The organism is Pseudomonas sp. H3_E04, assembly GCF_054668915.1.
The window spans coordinates 786,905-805,750 of the sequence record NZ_CP162797.1 but is presented as its reverse complement, the minus strand read 5'-3'; the positions used below and the strand labels follow the sequence as shown (position 1 = coordinate 805,750).

The following is an 18,846-nucleotide window of genomic DNA, read 5'->3' as shown; positions in this document are numbered from 1 at the left end:
GATGTTCAGCCTTCCCCACCGCTCGCCACGGGACGTGCCGTTTGCGTTCGACCACACCGCTTTGTTGCTGGTAGACATGCAGCGTGCCTGGCTCGAGCCGCAATTCGACCCGCACCTGAGCGGGCCGGACGCCGAATATTTTCTCCAGCGCGCGCGCAGCCAGGTGGTGCCCAATCAGCAACGGCTGCTTGGAGCCTTTCGTCAGGCGCAGCAGAACGTGCTGCACACGATTATCGAAAGCCTGACCGCCGACGGTCGCGACCGCTCGCTGGATCACAAACTGTCCGACATGCACCTGCCCAAGGGCAGCGCGCAAGCGCAGGTGATTGCCGAACTGACCCCGATAGAGAACGAAATCGTGCTGCCGAAGACCTCCTCCGGGGTGTTCAACTCGACCAGCATCGACTACGTCCTGCGTAACCTGCAGACCCGTCATCTGATCATCGCTGGCATCGTCACCGACCAGTGCGTCGACATGGCCGTGCGCGATGCTGCAGACCGTGGCTATCTGGTCACGCTGGTGGAGGACGCCTGCGCCACTTACACAGCTGAACGCCATCACGCCTGCCTCAACGCGATCAAGGGCTACTGCTGGATCACCGACACCGACACCGTGCTCGGCCGTTTGCAGGAGATGCAGCCGTGACCGCACGCCTGACGCCTTTGCCGATGACTACGCTGGTGACAACCGACCTGATCGGCATCACCCGTGGCCGCTCGTTTCCTACCGATGAACTGGAGCACTACCAGGCAGCGGGTTGCGGCTGGGTGCCGGCCAACAGCGCGTTGACGCCGCAAGACATCATCGCCTCGCACAATCCGTGGGGCGCGTATGGCGACCTGCGGCTGATTCCCGATCTGAGCAGCCGCGTGACCGTCGGTAGCGGCCCCGACGCCAACGCGCCGGTGCTGGATTTCATCCACGCCGATATTCGCGAGACCGACGGCCAAGCGTGGGGCGCCTGCCCCCGTACGCTACTGCGCGATGAAATCGAGCGCTATCACGATGAGCTGGGTTTGCAGGTCAACGCCGCGTTCGAACATGAGTTCAACCTGCACGCAGGCGTTGCCGAGCACGCAGCCTTCTCTCTCGAGGCGCAGCGCCAAGGCGCCGAATTCGGCGGCTGGCTGCTCAGTGCCCTGCGCGCCGGCGGCGTCGAGCCGGAGATGTTCCTGCCGGAATACGGCAAGCACCAATACGAAATCACCTGCCGCCCGACCCTTGGCGTGGCAGCGGCGGATCGTGCGGTCAACGTGCGTGAAATCACCCGGGAAATCGCCCGGCAGATGGGCCTCGATCTGAGTTTTGCGCCGAAGACCGCCGCCGAAGCGGTATGCAACGGTGTGCATCTGCACGTCAGCCTGCTCGATCTGGCCGGCGAGCCCATGTTGTACGACGCCGGCACCAGCAACGGCCTGTCGGGCATCGGTCAGCACTGGGCTGCCGGCGTCCTGCATTATCTGCCGGCGCTTTGCGCATTCACTGCACCGACGCCGCTGTCGTACGAACGTTTGCAGCCGCACCACTGGAGCGCGTCGTACGCCTGCCTGGGGCAGCAGAACCGTGAAGCGGCGCTGCGCATCTGCCCGATCGTGACCTTGGGTGGCAAGTCTGCCGCGCAGCAGTTCAACCTGGAATTTCGCGCAATGGACGCCACCGCCTCGCCGCATCTGGCCATGGCCGCGTTGCTGATCGCCGGGCGACTCGGCATCGAGCAGCGTCTGGCCCTGAACGCGATCACCGAGGAAATTCCCGATTCACTCAACGACGAGCAACGCAAGGCCCGGGGCATCGTCGCCCTGCCCGCCTCGCTGGCCCAGGCGCTGGATTGCCTGCGCGACAGTGCAGCCTTCAATGAATGGCTGCCCAAGCCGTTGCTCGACACGTATTACGCCCTGAAAACCGAGGAACTGGCGCTGACGGAACAGCTCTCGCCCGCTGACCTGTGTGAGCACTATGCACGCCTGTACTGAATCCGCCGAACTGGGGTTGTTCACTCGCCCGGTGTACAACCTGAGCCGCGAGGACTCGACGAATCCGTTGATCCTGGTGTGCGAGCACGCCAGTCGCTACATCCCCGAAGCCCTGAATAATCTGGGCCTGGACGAGGCGGCCGCGCGTGAGCATATCGCCTGGGACATCGGCGCGCTGCAACTGGCCGAACAGTTGTCGCAACAGCTTGGCGCCACGCTGCTCAGCGCCAATTATTCGCGGCTGTTGATCGACCTCAACCGGCCGCGCCATGCGCCGGACAGCATCCCGCTGCAGAGCGAGATCTATCAGATCCCTGGCAACCGCGATCTGGACGAAGCGGCGCGCGAGTACCGCCGGCAAACCCTGTTCAAACCGTTTCATGCGCGATTGCAGACGCTGATCGATGAACGCATTGCCCAAGGCCGGCCGGTGCGGGTGGTCGGCATTCACAGTTTCACCCCGGTGTATTACGGCCAGCCGCGACCACTGGAAGTCGGCGTGTTATTCGGCCAGGCCAAAGCCTATGCCGAGCGCCTGCTCGACGGGCTGCAAGCGCATCCGCTGAAAGTCGCGGGCAACCAACCGTACAGGATTGATCCTTTGGGCGACATGACCGTGCCGGTGCACGGCGACGCCCGCGGCCTTGAAGCAGTGCTGATCGAGGTGCGCAATGACTTGCTGCGCAGCCCCGAAGCGGTATCGCGCTGGGCCGGCTACCTCGCACCTTTGCTGTAAGAATCGCGGTAAAAGATGGACCGATAGAACAACTAAAACGACCGATGGCTGACAAGGAGTTGCGCTTCATGGAAATTGAAGAATTCGGCTACAAGCAAGAGTTGAAACGTAGCCTGACGCTGACCGATCTGGTGGTGTACGGGATGATCTTCATGATCCCCATCGCCCCGTTCGGTGTGTATGGCTACGTCAATGCCGAAGCACCGGGGATGGTGCCGCTGGCGTACATCATCGGCATGGTCGCGATGCTGTTCACCGCGCTGAGTTACGGCAGCATGGCCAAGGCCTTCCCGGTTGCCGGTTCCGTATATTCCTACGCCCAGCGCGGCCTTAACCAACACGTCGGTTTTATCGCTGGCTGGCTGATGCTGCTCGATTACCTGCTGATTCCGCCGCTGCTGTACCTGTATGCGGCGATGGCGCTCAACCATCTGTACCCGGATATCCCCAAGGTCGGTTTCATTCTGGCGTTCTTGGTCAGCGCGACATTCGTCAACCTGCGAGGCATCACTTTTACCGCGCGGATGAACATCTTGTTCCTCCTGGCACAACTGGTGGTACTGGGTATCTTCCTGTTCTACGCCTGGAACGCCCTGCACAACGGCGGTGGTAACGGCGAGCTGACCATGGCGCCGCTGTATCACCCGGAAACCTTCAACTTCGCCCTGCTGATGCAAGCGGTGTCGATCGCCGTGCTGTCATTTCTCGGCTTCGACGCGATCTCGACCCTCGCCGAAGAAATCAAGGAAGATCCGGGCCGCAGCGTTGGCAAGGCAGCGCTGATCACTCTGGCGGTGATGGGCACGATTTTCGTGGTACAGACGTGGATTGCCACCGATCTCGCGGCGGGCATGGGCTTCAAATCCGCCGACACCGCGTTCTATGAAATCGCTGAAATCGCCGCTGGCAGCTGGCTCGCGACCCTGACCGCCGTCGCCACGGCGCTGGCCTGGGGCGTCGCTGTAGCGATCACTTCGCAGGCCGCGGTGTCGCGCCTGTTGTTCGGCATGGCCCGCGACGGCAAGCTGCCGAAGGTGCTGGCCAAAGTCCACCCGAAACACAACACGCCGTACCTGAGCATTTATCTGGTGGCGGTGCTGTCGCTGCTGATCTGCTACCTGTTCCTCAATGCGGTGGACATTCTCACCTCGCTGATCAACTTCGGCGCCCTAAGCGGCTTCATGCTGCTGCACCTGACGGTGATCAACCACTACTGGCGTCGGCAGAAGTCCGGGCAGGTTGTACGCCATCTGCTCTGCCCGGTGATCGGCTTCATCATCGTCGCCGCCATCATGTACAACATGGGCGTCGATGCGCAGAAGCTTGGTCTGATCTGGATTGCCCTGGGCCTGGTTTACCTGTTCTTCCTCAACAAGCTCGGCGCCAGCACCGCACTGCCCGATCCAAGCAAAGGCTGACAAGAAAAAGAGCGGCGTCTGACACCCAATCAGGCGACCGCCGATTCAACGCGTGGAAACCGACAGTGATAGTCAGGTTCGGTGAACGAGCCGAACCTTTTGATACAGGAGTACATCCATGCTGGTCTTACGCCCAGTCGAGCAGAATGATCTGCCCCAGCTACAGCGCCTGGCTCGCGAGAGCCTGATCGGCGTGACCTCGCTGCCGGATGACAGCGAACACCTGCGCGAGAAAATCGCCGCATCGTGCGCGTCCTTCGACAGCGCCGCCGCAGCGCAGGGGCCGGAGAACTACTTCTTCGTGCTCGAAGATCTCGAACGCCAGCAACTGGTCGGCTGCTCGGAAATTCTTGCCACCGCCGGCTTCAATGAGCCGTTCTACAGCCTGCGCAACCGCCACTTCACCAGCGCTTCGCGGGAATTGAACATCGAGCACGGCGTGCCGGCGTTGTCGCTGTGCCATGACCTCAGCGGGCATACCTTGCTGCGCGGTTTCCACATCGACGCCACGCTGGTGCGCACGCCGTTTTCCGAACTGCTGTCGCGGGCGCGCCTGCTGTTCATTGCCGCACATGCGCAGCGGTTCTCCGAAGCGGTGATTACCGAGATCGTCGGCTACAGCGACGAGCAAGGGCATTCGCCATTCTGGGATGCGCTGGGCAAGCATTTCTTCGACCTGCCCTATGCCGAAGCCGAGCGGCTCTGCGGTTTGCAGAGCCGCACGTTTCTCGCCGAACTGATGCCGCAATACCCGATCTATGTGCCAATGCTGCCGCAAGCGGCGCAGGACTGTATCGGCCGCGTGCATCCGGACGGTCAGGAAGCATTCGATATCCTTGAACGCGAGGGCTTCGAAACCAACAGCTACATCGACCTGTTCGACGCCGGTCCGACCCTGTATGCGCGTACCGCGAACATTCGCTCGATCGCTGACAGCCAGACCGTCGTCGTCCGCCAACAGGTATCGACCGACGCCCGTGGCCGTTACCTGCTGAGCAACGACGCCCTGCATGGCTACCGCGCCGTTGTCACCGAACTTGATTATCAGCCCGATCAGCCGCTGCCCCTGACACCCGCCATTTGCGCCGCACTGAAAGTCAGCGATGGCAGTTCGATACGGCTGGTCGCTCTGTGAGCCGCGTTAGCCGTCCACGCCTGAATCGGTACGCCAAAGGAGTTGGAGCATGATTGTCCGTCCGGTAAAAGTCAGTGATCTGCCTGCCTTGATGACCCTCGTTGAACAGGCAGGGCCGGGCTTTACCACCCTTCCTGCCAACGAGGACCGCCTCGCACATCGAGTGCGTTGGGCGCAGCGGGCGTTCGCCGAACAGGTGGAACGCGCCGATGCCGATTATCTGTTTGTACTCGAGGATGACGAGCAGCGCGTGGTCGGTGTCAGCGCCATGGCTGGCGCCGTTGGCTTGCGCGAACCCTGGTACAACTACCGGCTCGGCGTAACCGTCAGTTCGGCGCCGGATCTGGGCATACAGCGGCAGATTCCGACGTTGTTCCTCAACAACGAACTGACCGGCCAATCCGAGCTGTGCTCACTGTTTCTGCGCCATGACCAGCGCAGCGGCAGCAATGGCCGCTTGCTGTCGCTGGGGCGTCTGCTGTTCGTCGCCGAATTTCCGCACCTGTTTGGCGAGAAGATGATCGCCGAACTGCGCGGCAGTGCCGATGAAAACGGTTGCTCGCCATTTTGGGACAGCCTTGGCCGGCACTTTTTCCAGATGGATTTCACCCACGCCGATCACTTGTCGGGCCTGGGCAACAAAGCCTTTATCGCCGAACTGATGCCGCGCCAGCCGCTGTACACCTGCCTGCTCACCGAACAGGCGCAGGCGGCGATTGGTCAGACTCACCCGAACACCCAGCCGGCGTTGAAGATTCTTCAAGCTGAAGGCTTTGCGCACAAAGGCTACATCGACATTTTCGACGGTGGTCCGGTCATCGAAGCGCCGATCCGATGCATCCGCACGGTGCGCGACAGCCTTGAACTGACCCTGAACCTGGGCACCCCGGACGAGCAGGCGCCGCTGTGGCTGATTCACAACCGCCGCCTGGAAAACTGCCGCATTACCGTGGCCCCCGGTCGACTGGTGGGCAACAGCCTGGTTGTTGATCGTCTCACCGCCAAACGCCTGCAATTGCAGCCGGGCAATTCGGTGCGCGCGGTGCTCCTGCCCCATCAACAGCAACACGCCGTGGCGGCCTGATATTTCCAGCACGGGAGATTAAACCTTTCAGCCGCCAGTCTTGCCGCGCAAATTCGTCATGATTCTTGACCCATTCGCGTGATAGCCTTTTCATTCTTCGGCGTTGACACCTTTGCTCAAGCCCTTCCATTCCTTATGTATTGGTGGAACTCGTATGACCAGGCTTTCCCATCAAGATTTGCGCCGTAATTTCCGTCAGCTGCTGGCCTCCGACACCTGCTACCACACGGCTTCGGTGTTCGACCCGATGTCGGCCCGCATCGCCGCTGACCTGGGTTTCGAAGTAGGTATCCTCGGCGGTTCCGTGGCCTCGCTGCAGGTGCTCGGCGCGCCAGACTTCGCCCTGATCACCCTCAGCGAATTCGCCGAACAGGCCACGCGCATTGGCCGCGTCGCCCAATTGCCAGTGATCGCCGACGCCGATCACGGCTACGGTAACGCCCTCAACGTAATGCGCACGATCGTCGAACTTGAACGTGCCGGCGTCGCTGCACTGACCATCGAAGACACCCTGCTGCCCGCGCAATTCGGACGCAAATCCACTGATCTGATCACCGTAGCCGAAGGTGTCGGCAAGATCCGCGCGGCGCTGGAAGCCCGGGTCGACACCGAGATGGCCATCATCGCCCGCACCAACGCCGGGATCCTGCCGAACCAGGAAATCATCAGCCGTACCCGCCAATATCAAGCGGCCGGCGCTGACGGTATCTGCATGGTCGGCGTGCAGGACTTCGATCAGCTGGAACAGATCGCCGAACATCTGACCGTGCCGCTGATGCTGGTCACCTACGGCAATCCGGCGCTGCGCGACGACAAGCGCCTGGCCGAACTCGGCGTGCGCGTGACCATCGACGGCCACGGTGCCTACTTCGCCGCGATCAAAGCGACCTATGACAGCCTGCGCGAACAGCGGCAGATCTTCACCCAGGCCGCCGACCTCAGCGCGACCGAATTGACGCACACCTACACCCAGCCGGAGGAATACATTCTGTGGGCCAAGGAATACATGAGCGTCAAGGAGTGATGCAAACGCTGCACCGGCCCCTTCGCGAGCAGGCTCGCTCCCACAGTTGAAATGCGGTCCCCCTGTGGGAGCGAGCCTGCTCGCGAAGCGTCTGCTGCTGCGGAGCTGAACCGGGAACGATCACTGCTTCATTGCGGCTTGGCCAACTCCATGATCATCCGCGACAACAAGTAAATCCGCGGCGCTACACTCGCCACCTCGGCATATTCCTCCGGCGTGTGAATATTGCCGCCGACAATCCCGAAGCCATCCAGCGTCGGCGTGCCAACGCCTGCGGACAGACTGGCATCCGCCGCGCCACCACTGCCCTCCTCGGTCAGCTTGCGGCCAATCTCGCCGTAAATTCCCTGGGCCATGGCCATCAGGCGATCCGACTCGGCCGTCTGCGGCATCGGCGGCAAACCGCGCTGCAAGGACGTTTTCACTTCGGTATCGGCAATCAACTTGTCCTGCGAGACCCGCGCCAGATCCTTCTCGATGCGATCAAATTCCTCCGGCACTGCCGCACGCACATCCGCCTTGGCCGTGGCCTGATCGGGAATCACGTTGGTGCGATCGCCGGCCTTGAGCACGGTGAAGTTGATGGTGGTCTTCTTCGCCTCGTCGCCGAGCTTGCCCAGTTGCAGAATCTGGTGCGCCGCTTCCATTGCCGCGTTCCGTCCAAGCTCTGGCGCGACGCCGGCGTGGGCGGCTTTGCCTTTGACTTCGACCAGCGCTGTCGCACTGCCCTTGCGCCACACCACCAGGCCATCGGCCGGGCGGCCCGGTTCGAGGTTGAGGGTCACATCGTGCTGTTTGGCGGTTTTCTTGATCAGGTCGGTGGCGACATCCGAGCCGGTTTCTTCGCTGGCGTCGAGCAGGAAGGTGATCTGCGCATAGTCTTTGAAGTCGAGGTTCTTCAGCACTTTCAGCGCATAGATGCCGGCGACGATGCCGCCCTTGTCGTCCATCACCCCCGGCCCGTAGGCGCGACCGTCCTTGATGTGGAAAGGCCGCTCGGCCGCGGAGCCTTCCTTGAACACCGTGTCCATGTGCGCCATCAGCAGGATTTTTGCCTTGCCGGTGCCTTTGAGCGTGGCCAGCACGTGATTGGATTTTTCCGGGGTGTTGGGTACCAGTTCGATGGTGGCGCCGAGTTTTTTCAGCTCATCAATGGCAATGTCGCTGACCTGTTTCAGGCCCGGTTCATAACCGGAACCGGAGTCGATATTGACCAGCCGCTCCAGTAACTTCAGGGCCTCGGGCTGGTACTGCTCGGCATCGGCGAGGACTTGTTTATGCGGTTCGGCGACAGCGGTGGCGGCCGTGAGCGCGAGGGACAGACCGAGACTGGCGGCCAGCAGAGAGCGGGGAAATGAGAACGTCATGAAGCAGTCCTTGTTTCGTGTCGGAGGGATTCAACCGTAACCGACATTGGCGCAAGGCTCTATAGCGGATGCGACACTGATCTAATCGACAACACATAACCCTGTGGGAGCGAGCCTGCTCGCGAAGGCGTCGTGGCAAACAATATTAATACCGCCTGACCCACGGCTTTCGCGAGCAGGCTCGCTCCCACAGGTAGCAGCCCCCTCCGTCAAACCGAATCCAGCAGCGCCTGCCTCGGTTTATTGTCGCTGTTGCAGATCACCCGATTGCGCCCACTGGCCTTGGCTTCGTACAACGCCTGATCGGCCTCATCCAGCCACCGCGTGGCGTCGGCATGGCTTGGGTCGTAGGCAGCCAGACCAATGCTCAGACTGACCTTCAGCGCCGGGTTCTGCTCGTAGCCCATCACCGCGAAACGCTCGCGCAAGGCTTCCATGGCCTGAGCGGCGTTGAACAGTGGCAGTTCCGGCAGGATCACGCAGAACTCATCTCCGCCGTATCGCCCGGCGACATCGGTGGCGCGCAGATTCTGTTTGAGCAGTTTGCTCAACTGGCGCAGGACGATATCGCCGGCGACGTGGCCGTAGGTGTCGTTGATCGCCTTGAAGTGATCGATGTCGATCAAGGCAATTGCCGCGCCCTGCTGCTGGCGGTTGCAGCGCTGGAATGCGAGGTTCAGTTGGTCCTTCCACGCGCCGTGATTGAGCAGGCCGGTCAGGCTGTCGGTGCGGCTCAACGCCAACAGCTCACGCTTGTGCCGACCGAGGGTCGAGGCCTGACGAAAGCAGATCCAGCCCAGCGCCAGCGGATACAGCAACAGCAACGGCAAACAGGCGTAAAGCTGCAGCGGCGATGTCGCTGGAATGAACGCCGGCGCAAACACCACCAGCCCGACGCCGATGCCCAATAGCTGCGCCGCCGTCCCGGCGAGTAGAAACCGCCCTCCGCCAATGGCGACGTTGTTCATCGCCATCATCGAAATCGTGGTTGCACTGGGTAGCGGATTGAACTGCATGGCGGCTACCCAGAAGCCACCCATGAACGCGTCGATCAGCAAATTGCGGTGTTCGGCGCGGTACGGAGTGTTCGAGCTTCGCGCCCATAGAAAGGCCAGATGTGGCCAGACCAGGCCGTTGAACAGCATCAGGCCCCACACCCACAGCGGCGGATCGAGCGCATGCATCGCCACACTGACACACATCAGCCCGAGCAGCAGCCCGAACACCCGCGACGTATACAGCCTCCTGGCCAGTGAAAGTCCCTTTCCTCGCGTATTTCCCATAAGGGCCTCGACCGCGCGATGCATGGTTACATCCCGACAAGGATGTGCCCGGAGTCTATCAGGGCGCCGTTAAATAGCCATCACCGGCCAGCGGCCTGAATAGAGCGCTATCAGCGCCGCACACGCCGCCCAGAGTTGGCTATAAATGAAAGAGGGGAAATGCAAAAACAACTATAAAAAGGGGACACATGCATACCTACGCTGTATTGATCATCGGCAGCGGTTTCGGCGGCCAGTGCGCGGCGGTCAACCTGCTCAAGGCCGGGATCGACGACTTTCGCATTCTTGAGCGACGCGACTTTTTCGGCGGTACCTGGTGTCAGAACACCTACCCCGGCGCAGCGGTGGACGTGCCGTCGCCGCTGTATTCGCTGTCATTTGCGCCCTATCGCTGGACGCAGATGTTCGCCGAACAGGCCGAACTGCAGCGCTATACCGAACAGCTGATCGAGCAGTTCGGTTTGCGCGAACGCGTGGAACTGGAGGCCGATGTCGAGCGCGTCGAATGGAACGAAGCGGACAAACGCTGGACAGTGCATACCCGCGCCAAAGGCATTTTCCATACGCAGTTCCTGATCAATGCTTCCGGGCCGTTGAGTCAGCCGGTCATCCCACACTTTCCTGGGATGGATCGCTTTCAAGGCAAGACTTTTCACACAAATAATTGGGATCACAGCTACAACTACCGCGGTAAACGCGTGGCGATCGTCGGCAGCGGTGCCAGCGCCGCGCAAGTGATCCCGGCGATTGCAACCCAGGTCGAACATCTGCATGTATTCCAGCGCACGCCGCATTGGGTGTTGCCGCGTGCCGATCGCAAATTCGGCCGGTTTCAGCGCTGGCTGCTTGGCCTGAAACCGGCATACAAACTGCTGCGCTGGCTGATCTACTGGCAATTCGAAACCCGGGTGATCGCTTTCAAATACTCGAAACCGGCGATTCACCTGGTCCAGCAACATGCGCTGCGTTTTCTCAAACGCCAGGTTCCGGACCCGCTGCTGCGGCAGAAACTCACGCCGGATTTCACCATCGGCTGCAAACGGGTGCTGGTGTCCAGTACGTACTACCCGGCGCTGAGCCGCGCCAACGTCACGCTGCACAGTCGCGAGCACGGCATCGCTTCGATCGACGAAAGCGGGATCAACACCGTGGACGGCGAGCATCTCGATATTGATCTGATCGTTTGGTCCACCGGTTACGACGCCACCGACGGGGTAATTTCCTACCCGGTCAGCGGTAAAAACGCGGTGCAACTCAGAGATGTCTGGGCCGAATATCCGCGCGCCTACCTCGGCACCAGCCTGCCGGACTTCCCCAACCTGTTTATCGTCACCGGGCCGAACACCGGCATCGGCCACACCTCGGCGCTGTTCATCATCGAATCGCAGATGAACTACATCCTCGACTGTATCCGCACGGTGCAGGCCAAAGGCCTGCGCAGCATCGAAGTGCGTCATGACGCGGAACGTACCTACACTGCAATGATCCACCGGGAAATGCAGCGCACGGTGTGGAAGTCCGGCGGTTGCCACAGTTGGTACCAGAGCAAGAGCGGTCACGTGATCGCGATGTTTCCCGGCTTCAGTTTCAGCTATCACCTGCTGACCCGGGCGCTGAAACCGGCCGACCATATTTTGTCCTGAACACGTAAAAGGAAGACGTCGATGCTTTTGCTGTTTGTCGCACTCGCGGTTTTCGTGGCCTGGAGCTGGTTGAGTTACCCGGCGGTTGGCCATTGGCTGTACAACCTGGCCATGGCCAGCGAGGCCAGGTTGTACAAATTGCACAAGATCGAAGTGCCGATCGCCGAGATGACCGTGTCGACCTGGCAAGGCGGGCCGTACGAGGCGTCCAGCGCGATCCTGATGCTGCACGGCTTCAGCGCCGACAAAAACCTCTGGCTGCGCTGCGCCCGGCATTTCGTCCGTCAGTATCGGGTGATCATCCCGGATCTGGCCGGCCACGGTGAGACTGGCTTCAAGGCTGGCGGCGGTTACGACATCGCGGTTCAGGCCAAACGCATGATTCAACTGCTCGACGTCTGCGGCGTGGAGAAAGTCCATGTCATCGGCAACTCCATGGGCGGCTATATCGCCGCGTGGCTGGCGGCAACCTATCCCGAGCGAATCGCCTCGCTGGCCTTGATCGACCCGGCCGGCGTCACCGCACCGGAGCCGAGCGACCTGGAGCGCCATCTGGCGCGCGGGCACAATCCATTCCTGATCAACTCCCGCGAAGAGTTTCAGCGCTTTTATGCGATGACCATGGAGTCGCCGCCGTGGGTGCCGAAACTGGTGCTCGACGCCGTCGCCCAGCGCTATGAGCAACAACGTGACGAGCTTGAAGAAATCTTCCGCGACTTCCGCGCCAGCCCGCCGATGGAGCCGAAACTGGCCGAGATCAAATGCCCGGCGTTGCTGCTGTGGGGGCGCAAGGATCGCCTGATCGACGTCAGCAGCGTGCCGGTGTGGAGCAAAGGCATCGCTAATCTCGAAGTGGATGTGTGGGATCACGTCGGGCACATGCCGATGGTCGAACAGCCGGGAAATACCGCGCGGCTGTACGGGGATTTTCTGGAACGACAGCGATGAACATCCTTTACGACGAACGCCTCGACGGTCCGTTACCCGAGGTGAACAAGGGCGAATTGCTCAAGGCCCTGCAACAAGCCCTGCCGGACTTGGACATCGTCTGGCGCGAGGAAGAACTCAAACCCTACGAATGCGACGGCCTCTCCGCCTACCGCACCACGCCGATGCTGGTGGCCCTGCCCCGGCGTCTGGAGCAAGTGCAAACCCTGCTGAAACTCTGCCATCAACACAGCGTGCCCGTGGTCGCCCGGGGTGCCGGCACTGGATTGTCCGGCGGCGCTCTGCCGTTGGAAAAAGGCCTGCTGCTGATCATGGCGCGGTTCAACAACATCCTGCACATCGACCCAGCCGCACGTATCGCCAGGGTTCAACCGGGGGTGCGCAACCTCGCCATATCTCAAGCGGCGGCGCCGTTCGGCTTGTATTACGCGCCGGATCCGTCATCGCAGATCGCCTGTTCGATCGGCGGCAACGTCGCGGAAAACGCTGGCGGCGTGCATTGCCTCAAGTACGGTCTGACCGTGCATAACGTGCTGAAAATCGAAGTGCTGACCATTGAGGGCGAACGTCTGACGCTGGGCTCCGAGGCGCTTGATTCAGCCGGTTTTGACCTGCTCGCCTTGTTCACCGGCTCCGAAGGCTTGCTGGGGATCATCACCGAAGTCACGGTGAAGTTATTGCCCAAACCGCAAGTCGCCAAGGTCTTGCTCGGCAGTTTCGATTCAGTGGAAAAGGCCGGCCGCGCGGTCGCCGAAATCATCGCCGCCGGGATCATCCCGGGTGGTCTGGAAATGATGGACAACCTCGCCATTCGCGCCGCCGAAGATTTTATCCACGCCGGTTACCCGGTCGACGCGGAGGCGATCCTGCTGTGCGAACTCGACGGCGTCGAAGCCGACGTGCACGACGATTGCCAGCGTGTACGGGAAGTCATGACAGCGGCCGGCGCCAGCGAGGTGCGCCAGGCCCAAGACGAAGCCGAGCGCGTGCGTTTCTGGGCCGGGCGCAAAAATGCGTTCCCGGCGATCGGCCGGTTGTCGCCGGATTATTACTGCATGGACGGCACCATCCCGCGCCGCGAACTGCCCGCTGTGCTGCAAGGTATCGCCCGCCTCGGCGAAGAATACGGATTGCGCGTGGCCAACGTGTTCCACGCCGGCGACGGCAATATGCATCCGCTGATTCTGTTCGATGCCAACCAGCCAGGCGAGCTGCATCGCGCCGAGGCGTTGGGCGGCAAGATCCTCGAACTGTGCGTCAAGGTAGGCGGCAGCATCACAGGCGAGCACGGCGTCGGCCGCGAAAAAATCAATCAGATGTGCGCGCAGTTCAACAGCGACGAGTTACTGCTGTTTCATGCGGTGAAAGCTGCGTTCGATCCGCAGGGCCTGCTCAATCCCGGCAAGAACATCCCGACCCTGCACCGCTGCGCCGAATTCGGCGCGATGCACATTCACGCCGGACAACTGCCGTTCCCCGAGTTGGAGCGATTCTGATGGCTGATTTCGATGCCGCCAACGCCCTGCTCGATCAGGTCAACGCCGCGCGGGCCAATGCCACGCCGCTAAAAATTCAGGGCGGCAACAGCAAGGCCTTTCTCGGCCGCGAGGTGGCCGGGGAAGTGCTCGACACCCGCGCCCATCGCGGCATCGTTCAGTACGACCCGACCGAATTGGTGGTCACGGTGCGCGCCGGCACGCCATTGTCCGAGCTGCTCGCGGCGCTGGACCACGCCGGGCAAATGTTGCCCTGTGAACCGCCGTCCTTCGCCGACAGCGCCACGGTCGGCGGTATGGTCGCCACGGGACTGTCCGGACCACGCCGGCCGTGGTCCGGCTCGGTGCGCGACTTCGTTCTCGGCACGCGGGTGATCACCGGCCTCGGTCAGCATCTGCGCTTCGGTGGCGAAGTGATGAAAAACGTCGCCGGTTATGACCTGTCGCGGCTGATGGCCGGTAGTTTCGGCTGCCTCGGCGTGCTCAGCGAAGTGTCGCTGAAAGTCCTGCCCAAACCGCGCCAGTGCCTGAGCATCCGCCTCGATATCGACTGCGCTCGGGCCTTGAGCAAACTTGCCGAATGGGGCCAGCAACCGCTGCCGATCAGCGCCGCTTGCCACGATGGCCGGAGCCTGTACCTGCGCCTGGAAGGTGGCGAAGGTTCGGTGACGGCGGCGCATCAACGCCTCGGCGGCGAGCCGCTGGATTCGGGTTTCTGGCGCGACCTCAACGAACAGCGCCTGAGTTTTTTCGACGAAGGCTTACCGCTGTGGCGCCTGTCATTGCCGAACAACCTCGGCCCGCTCGAACTGCCCGGCGAGCAACTGATCGACTGGGCCGGCGCGCAACGCTGGGTAAAATCCGAAAGCTCTGAGATTCACGCACTCGCCCATTCCTTGGGCGGCCATGCAACGTGCTTTACCCACGGTGCCACCGACTCGCCGTTTCAACCCTTGGCGCCAACCCTGCTGCGCTACCACCGGCAACTCAAGGCACAACTCGACCCGCAAGGGCTGTTCAACCCCGGGCGAATGTACGCGGAGGTTTAGCCATGCAAACCACCCTCAGCGAACAATCGCGGCAATTGCCCCGCGCTGGCGAAGCGGAAAAGATCCTGCGCACCTGCGTGCATTGCGGCTTCTGCAACGCGACATGCCCGACGTATCAATTGCTCGGCGATGAACTCGATGGGCCGCGCGGTCGCATTTATCTGATCAAGCAAGTGCTGGAAGGCGCACCGGCCACCGAGCAGACGCAGCTGCATCTGGATCGCTGCCTGTCGTGTCGCAACTGCGAAACCACCTGCCCGTCCGGTGTCGATTATCACAACCTGCTCGACATCGGCCGTGCGGTGGTCGACAGCGCGGTGCCGCGCCCGGCCGCCCAGCGCTTGCTGCGTGAAGGCTTGCGTGCGTTGGCGCCCAATCCCGGGTTGTTCAAAGGCTTGCTGCGCATGGGCGCGACCTTTCGGCCGCTGCTGCCGCGCCTGCTGGAGAGCAAACTGCCGCAGCGCTTGGGTGTTATGGGGTCGCGCCCTGCTCCTCGGCATGCGCGCCGAGTGTTGTTGCTCGAAGGTTGCGTGCAGCCCGGCCTGTCACCGAACACCAATGACGCGACGGCGCGGGTGCTCGATCGCTTGGGCATCAGCGTCACCCCGGTGAGCGAGGCCGGTTGCTGTGGTGCGCTCGACTATCACCTCGACGCCCAGGCCAAGGGCCTGGACCGTGCGCGGCAGAACATCGATGCCTGGTGGCCGCATCTGCAGAACGGCGCCGAAGCCATCGTGCAGACGGCCAGCGGTTGTGGCGCGTTCATCAAGGATTACGGGCATTTGCTTGCGGGCGATCCGATCTACGCGTTGAAAGCCCGGCGGATCAGCGAAATGACTCGGGATCTGGTGCAAATCATCGCCGAGGAACCGCTGGAGCAAGTGTGCGCCGCCAGCGAACGACGCATCGCCGTGCATTGCCCGTGCACGTTGCAGCACGCATTGAAACTTGGCGGCGCGGTGGAAGCCGTGCTGACCCGACTCGGCTTCAACCTCACGCAGGTACCGGATGGCCATTTGTGCTGCGGCTCGGCGGGCACTTACTCGCTGACCCAACCCGCGCTGGCGCGGCAATTGCGTGACCAGCGCCTCAACGCCCTGGAAAGCGGCCGCCCTGAATTGATCGTCACTTCCAATGTGGGCTGTCAGAGTCATCTGGCGAGCGCCGGGCGAACGCAGGTCAGGCACTGGATCGAACTGGTGGATCAGTCGTTGGCAGAATGAAGTTCGTAGGATTCTTCGTTTGCCCGCATGGGCGAAGGCTGCGATCTTTTCCGACATCCATCTCGTCACCGTGGCAGGAATTTTTTTCATGACCGTGCAGCCGTTCGTCAGCCCCGACCTGATCCGCCAACGCTTTTCCCGAGCGATGTCCGACATGTACCGCGAAGAGGTGCCGTTGTACGGCGCGCTGATGGAACTGGTGGAGAAAACCAACCGCGACGTGCTGGCAGGTCAGCCAGACATCGCCGGGCAACTCAAGCGCACCGGCGAAATCGATCGGTTGGACATGGAACGCCACGGCGCCATCCGCGTCGGCACCGCAAGCGAGCTGGCCACCCTCGCCCGCCTGTTCGCGGTGATGGGCATGCAACCGGTGGGTTATTACGACCTGACCCCGGCGGGTGTGCCGGTGCATTCGACGGCGTTTCGTGCGGTGCATGAAGAGGCGCTGCGGGTCAGCCCATTTCGCGTGTTCACCTCGTTGCTGCGCCTGGAGCTGATTGAAGACGCTGAATTGCGTTCGTTTGCCGAGTCGGTACTAAACCGTCGTTCGATTTTTACTGAAGAGGCGTTGCGCCTGATTGAACAGACGGAAACGGCAGGCGGACTGAATGACGACGAAGCCGCAGAATTCGTCCGACAGGCACTGGAGACTTTTCGCTGGCACCACAGCGCCACCGTCAGCGCCGCGCAGTACCAGAAACTCAGCGCCCAGCACCGCTTGATCGCCGATGTCGTTGCGTTCAAAGGCCCGCATATCAATCACCTTACGCCGCGCACGCTGGACATCGACACCGTGCAGGAGCAGATGCCTGCCCATGGCATCACACCGAAAGCAGTGATTGAAGGCCCACCGCGCCGCAACTGCCCGATCCTGCTGCGCCAGACCAGTTTCAAGGCGCTGGACGAGCCGATCGCCTTCACCGATCAGCCCGAAACCCGTGGCAGCCACAGCGCGCGCTTCGGCGAAATCGAACAACGCGGCGCGGCCCTCACGCCCAAGGGCCGAGCGCTATATGACCGCTTGTTGAATGCCGCTCGCGATGAACTGGGCGACTTCCCCAATGAAGCCAATGCCGCACGCTACGACGCGCTGATGACTCAGCACTTTGCCGAATTTCCTGACAGCGTCGAGGGCATGCGCGAACAGGGACTGGCGTACTTTCGTTATTTCGCTACGGAAAAGGGTTTGGCCGCTGGCGGGCTTGGCGAATCGTCACTGGAGGATTTGCTGCGCGAGGGCTATGTGAAAGCGGAGCCGCTGGTGTACGAAGATTTCCTGCCGGTGAGCGCGGCGGGGATTTTTCAGTCAAATCTTGGCGATTCTGCGCAGACGCATTACGCCGAACACTCCAATCGCCAAACCTTCGAACAGGCTTTGGGGCGTTCGACAATCGATGAATTGCGGTTGTATGCCGAGACGCAACGGCGGTCGATTGAGGAGTGTTTGACCCGACTCGCGCGTTAAAAAATCAAAAGATCGCAGCCTGCGGCAGCTCCTACAGGGGAAATGCATTCCAAATGTAGGAGCTGCCGCAGGCTGCGATCTTTTGATCTGAAGCTATGAGGCGATCTTTGCGTCCATAGCAATCTTTGCCTCCATAAAGGCATCTGGCCATTGTGCGCAAGAAATTGCGCAGTTGGTCGTAATATTTCAGGGGTGAATTGCCCTGCAGCCCACGCCGGGCAAGCCCTGCAGCCAAGTGCGCAAGAAGTTGCGCAGTACTGCGCAACTTCTTGCGCACTTTCTCCCGGTTATCCCGGTGAAAATCGCCGCGAAAGATGACCGACCAGCGTGGCGCCCCCGCCATCCGGGCACCGCGCAGAACCTGGCACGCTCCTTGATAACTCTCAGCTACCCACCGGGCGATTTCGCCTCCGGGCACCCTAACTTTATCCGCAAGGAGAGCACCCCATGGCAACACCAGCGTACATGTCGGTTACCGGCGAAAAACAAGGCCTGATCACTGCCGGCGCTTTCACCGCCGACTCCGTTGGCAACACCTACCAGGAAGGCCACGAAGACCAGGTCATGGTTCAGGCATTCACCCACGACGTGATCATCCCGCGTGACCCGCAATCCGGTCAGCCAACCGGTCAGCGCGTACACAAGCCAGTTGTGATCACCAAGGTCTACGACAAGGCTTCGCCACTGCTGCAAGCAGCACTGACTTCCGGCGAGCGCATGAGCGAAATCGTTATCCAGTGGTACCGCACTTCGGCTCAAGGCACCCAAGAGCACTACTACACCACCAAACTGGAAGACGCGATCATCGTCGCCATCAACAACAAAATGCACAACTGCCAGGATCCAGGCAACGCGCACTTCACCCACCTGGAAGAAGTGCAGTTCACCTACCGCAAAATCACCTGGACCCACGAAGTATCCGGTACTTCCGGTTCCGATGACTGGCGTGCTCCAGTCGTTTAATTACGGCTGACCGTTACACGCATCGGCCAGCTCTG

Annotated in this window: 16 protein-coding genes; 14 read left to right on the top strand and 2 right to left on the bottom strand. The window is 61.5% G+C overall.

Annotated elements, in window-relative coordinates:
• Position 1 precedes the first annotated feature (1 nt).
• From AB4N53_RS03655 to AB4N53_RS03625, 7 genes are all read left to right on the top strand, one after another.
• Entirely contained in the window at positions 2-646 is a 645-nt protein-coding gene (locus AB4N53_RS03655) for a cysteine hydrolase family protein (protein WP_460118248.1), read from the top strand.
• Complete coding sequence (locus AB4N53_RS03650; protein WP_460118246.1) at positions 643-1,974, top strand: type I glutamate--ammonia ligase; 1,332 nt, start codon at positions 643-645, stop codon at positions 1,972-1,974. The genes AB4N53_RS03655 and AB4N53_RS03650 overlap by 4 nt, the downstream gene beginning before the upstream one ends.
• Entirely contained in the window at positions 1,958-2,710 is a 753-nt protein-coding gene (locus tag AB4N53_RS03645; RefSeq protein ID WP_460118244.1) for an N-formylglutamate amidohydrolase, read from the top strand. The genes AB4N53_RS03650 and AB4N53_RS03645 overlap by 17 nt, the downstream gene beginning before the upstream one ends.
• Positions 2,711-2,778: 68 nt before the next feature.
• Positions 2,779-4,128 carry an APC family permease gene (locus tag AB4N53_RS03640; RefSeq protein ID WP_460118242.1) on the top strand — a complete coding sequence of 450 codons (1,350 nt, stop codon included), beginning with the start codon at positions 2,779-2,781 and terminating at the stop codon, positions 4,126-4,128.
• A 118-nt stretch (positions 4,129-4,246) separates the two neighbouring features.
• Complete coding sequence (locus AB4N53_RS03635) at positions 4,247-5,263, top strand: arginine N-succinyltransferase (RefSeq protein ID WP_460118240.1); 1,017 nt, start codon at positions 4,247-4,249, stop codon at positions 5,261-5,263.
• Between the two features lie 49 nt (positions 5,264-5,312).
• Complete coding sequence (astA, locus tag AB4N53_RS03630; RefSeq protein WP_460118238.1) at positions 5,313-6,347, top strand: arginine N-succinyltransferase; 1,035 nt, start codon at positions 5,313-5,315, stop codon at positions 6,345-6,347.
• Positions 6,348-6,501: 154 nt separating this feature from the next.
• Entirely contained in the window at positions 6,502-7,371 is an 870-nt protein-coding gene (locus AB4N53_RS03625; protein WP_024012471.1) for an isocitrate lyase/PEP mutase family protein, read from the top strand.
• A gap of 128 nt (positions 7,372-7,499) precedes the next feature.
• On the opposite strand, the gene AB4N53_RS03620 is transcribed toward AB4N53_RS03625, so the two are convergent.
• Together AB4N53_RS03620 and AB4N53_RS03615 are read right to left on the bottom strand one after the other, a co-directional pair.
• Entirely contained in the window at positions 7,500-8,738 is a 1,239-nt protein-coding gene (locus tag AB4N53_RS03620) for a M20/M25/M40 family metallo-hydrolase (RefSeq protein ID WP_460118236.1), read from the bottom strand.
• Between the two features lie 209 nt (positions 8,739-8,947).
• Positions 8,948-10,021, bottom strand: a complete 1,074-nt coding sequence (locus AB4N53_RS03615; protein WP_460118234.1) for a diguanylate cyclase — start codon at positions 10,019-10,021, stop codon at positions 8,948-8,950.
• A 188-nt stretch (positions 10,022-10,209) separates the two neighbouring features.
• On the opposite strand from AB4N53_RS03615, the gene AB4N53_RS03610 reads away from it, so the two are divergent.
• From AB4N53_RS03610 to AB4N53_RS03580, 7 genes are all read left to right on the top strand, one after another.
• Positions 10,210-11,664, top strand: coding sequence for a flavin-containing monooxygenase (locus AB4N53_RS03610; RefSeq protein WP_460118232.1), 1,455 nt, complete (start codon positions 10,210-10,212; stop codon positions 11,662-11,664).
• Positions 11,665-11,685: 21 nt separating this feature from the next.
• The gene (locus tag AB4N53_RS03605; protein ID WP_460118229.1) at positions 11,686-12,612 is read left to right on the top strand and encodes an alpha/beta fold hydrolase; all 927 of its coding nucleotides are present in this window, start codon (positions 11,686-11,688) and stop codon (positions 12,610-12,612) included.
• Positions 12,609-14,108, top strand: a complete 1,500-nt coding sequence (gene glcD, locus AB4N53_RS03600) for a glycolate oxidase subunit GlcD (protein ID WP_460118227.1) — start codon at positions 12,609-12,611, stop codon at positions 14,106-14,108. The genes AB4N53_RS03605 and glcD overlap by 4 nt, the downstream gene beginning before the upstream one ends.
• Positions 14,108-15,157, top strand: a complete 1,050-nt coding sequence (gene glcE / locus AB4N53_RS03595) for a glycolate oxidase subunit GlcE (protein WP_460118225.1) — start codon at positions 14,108-14,110, stop codon at positions 15,155-15,157. The genes glcD and glcE overlap by 1 nt, the downstream gene beginning before the upstream one ends.
• Positions 15,158-15,159: 2 nt before the next feature.
• Entirely contained in the window at positions 15,160-16,380 is a 1,221-nt protein-coding gene (glcF, locus tag AB4N53_RS03590; RefSeq protein WP_460118223.1) for a glycolate oxidase subunit GlcF, read from the top strand.
• Positions 16,381-16,468: 88 nt separating this feature from the next.
• On the top strand, positions 16,469-17,848 hold the full coding sequence (gene hglS, locus AB4N53_RS03585; RefSeq protein WP_460118221.1) for a 2-oxoadipate dioxygenase/decarboxylase HglS: 1,380 nt from the start codon (positions 16,469-16,471) through the stop codon (positions 17,846-17,848).
• 447 nt (positions 17,849-18,295) lie between these two features.
• Positions 18,296-18,811, top strand: coding sequence for an Hcp family type VI secretion system effector (locus tag AB4N53_RS03580; protein ID WP_007949952.1), 516 nt, complete (start codon positions 18,296-18,298; stop codon positions 18,809-18,811).
• Positions 18,812-18,846 lie beyond the last annotated feature (35 nt).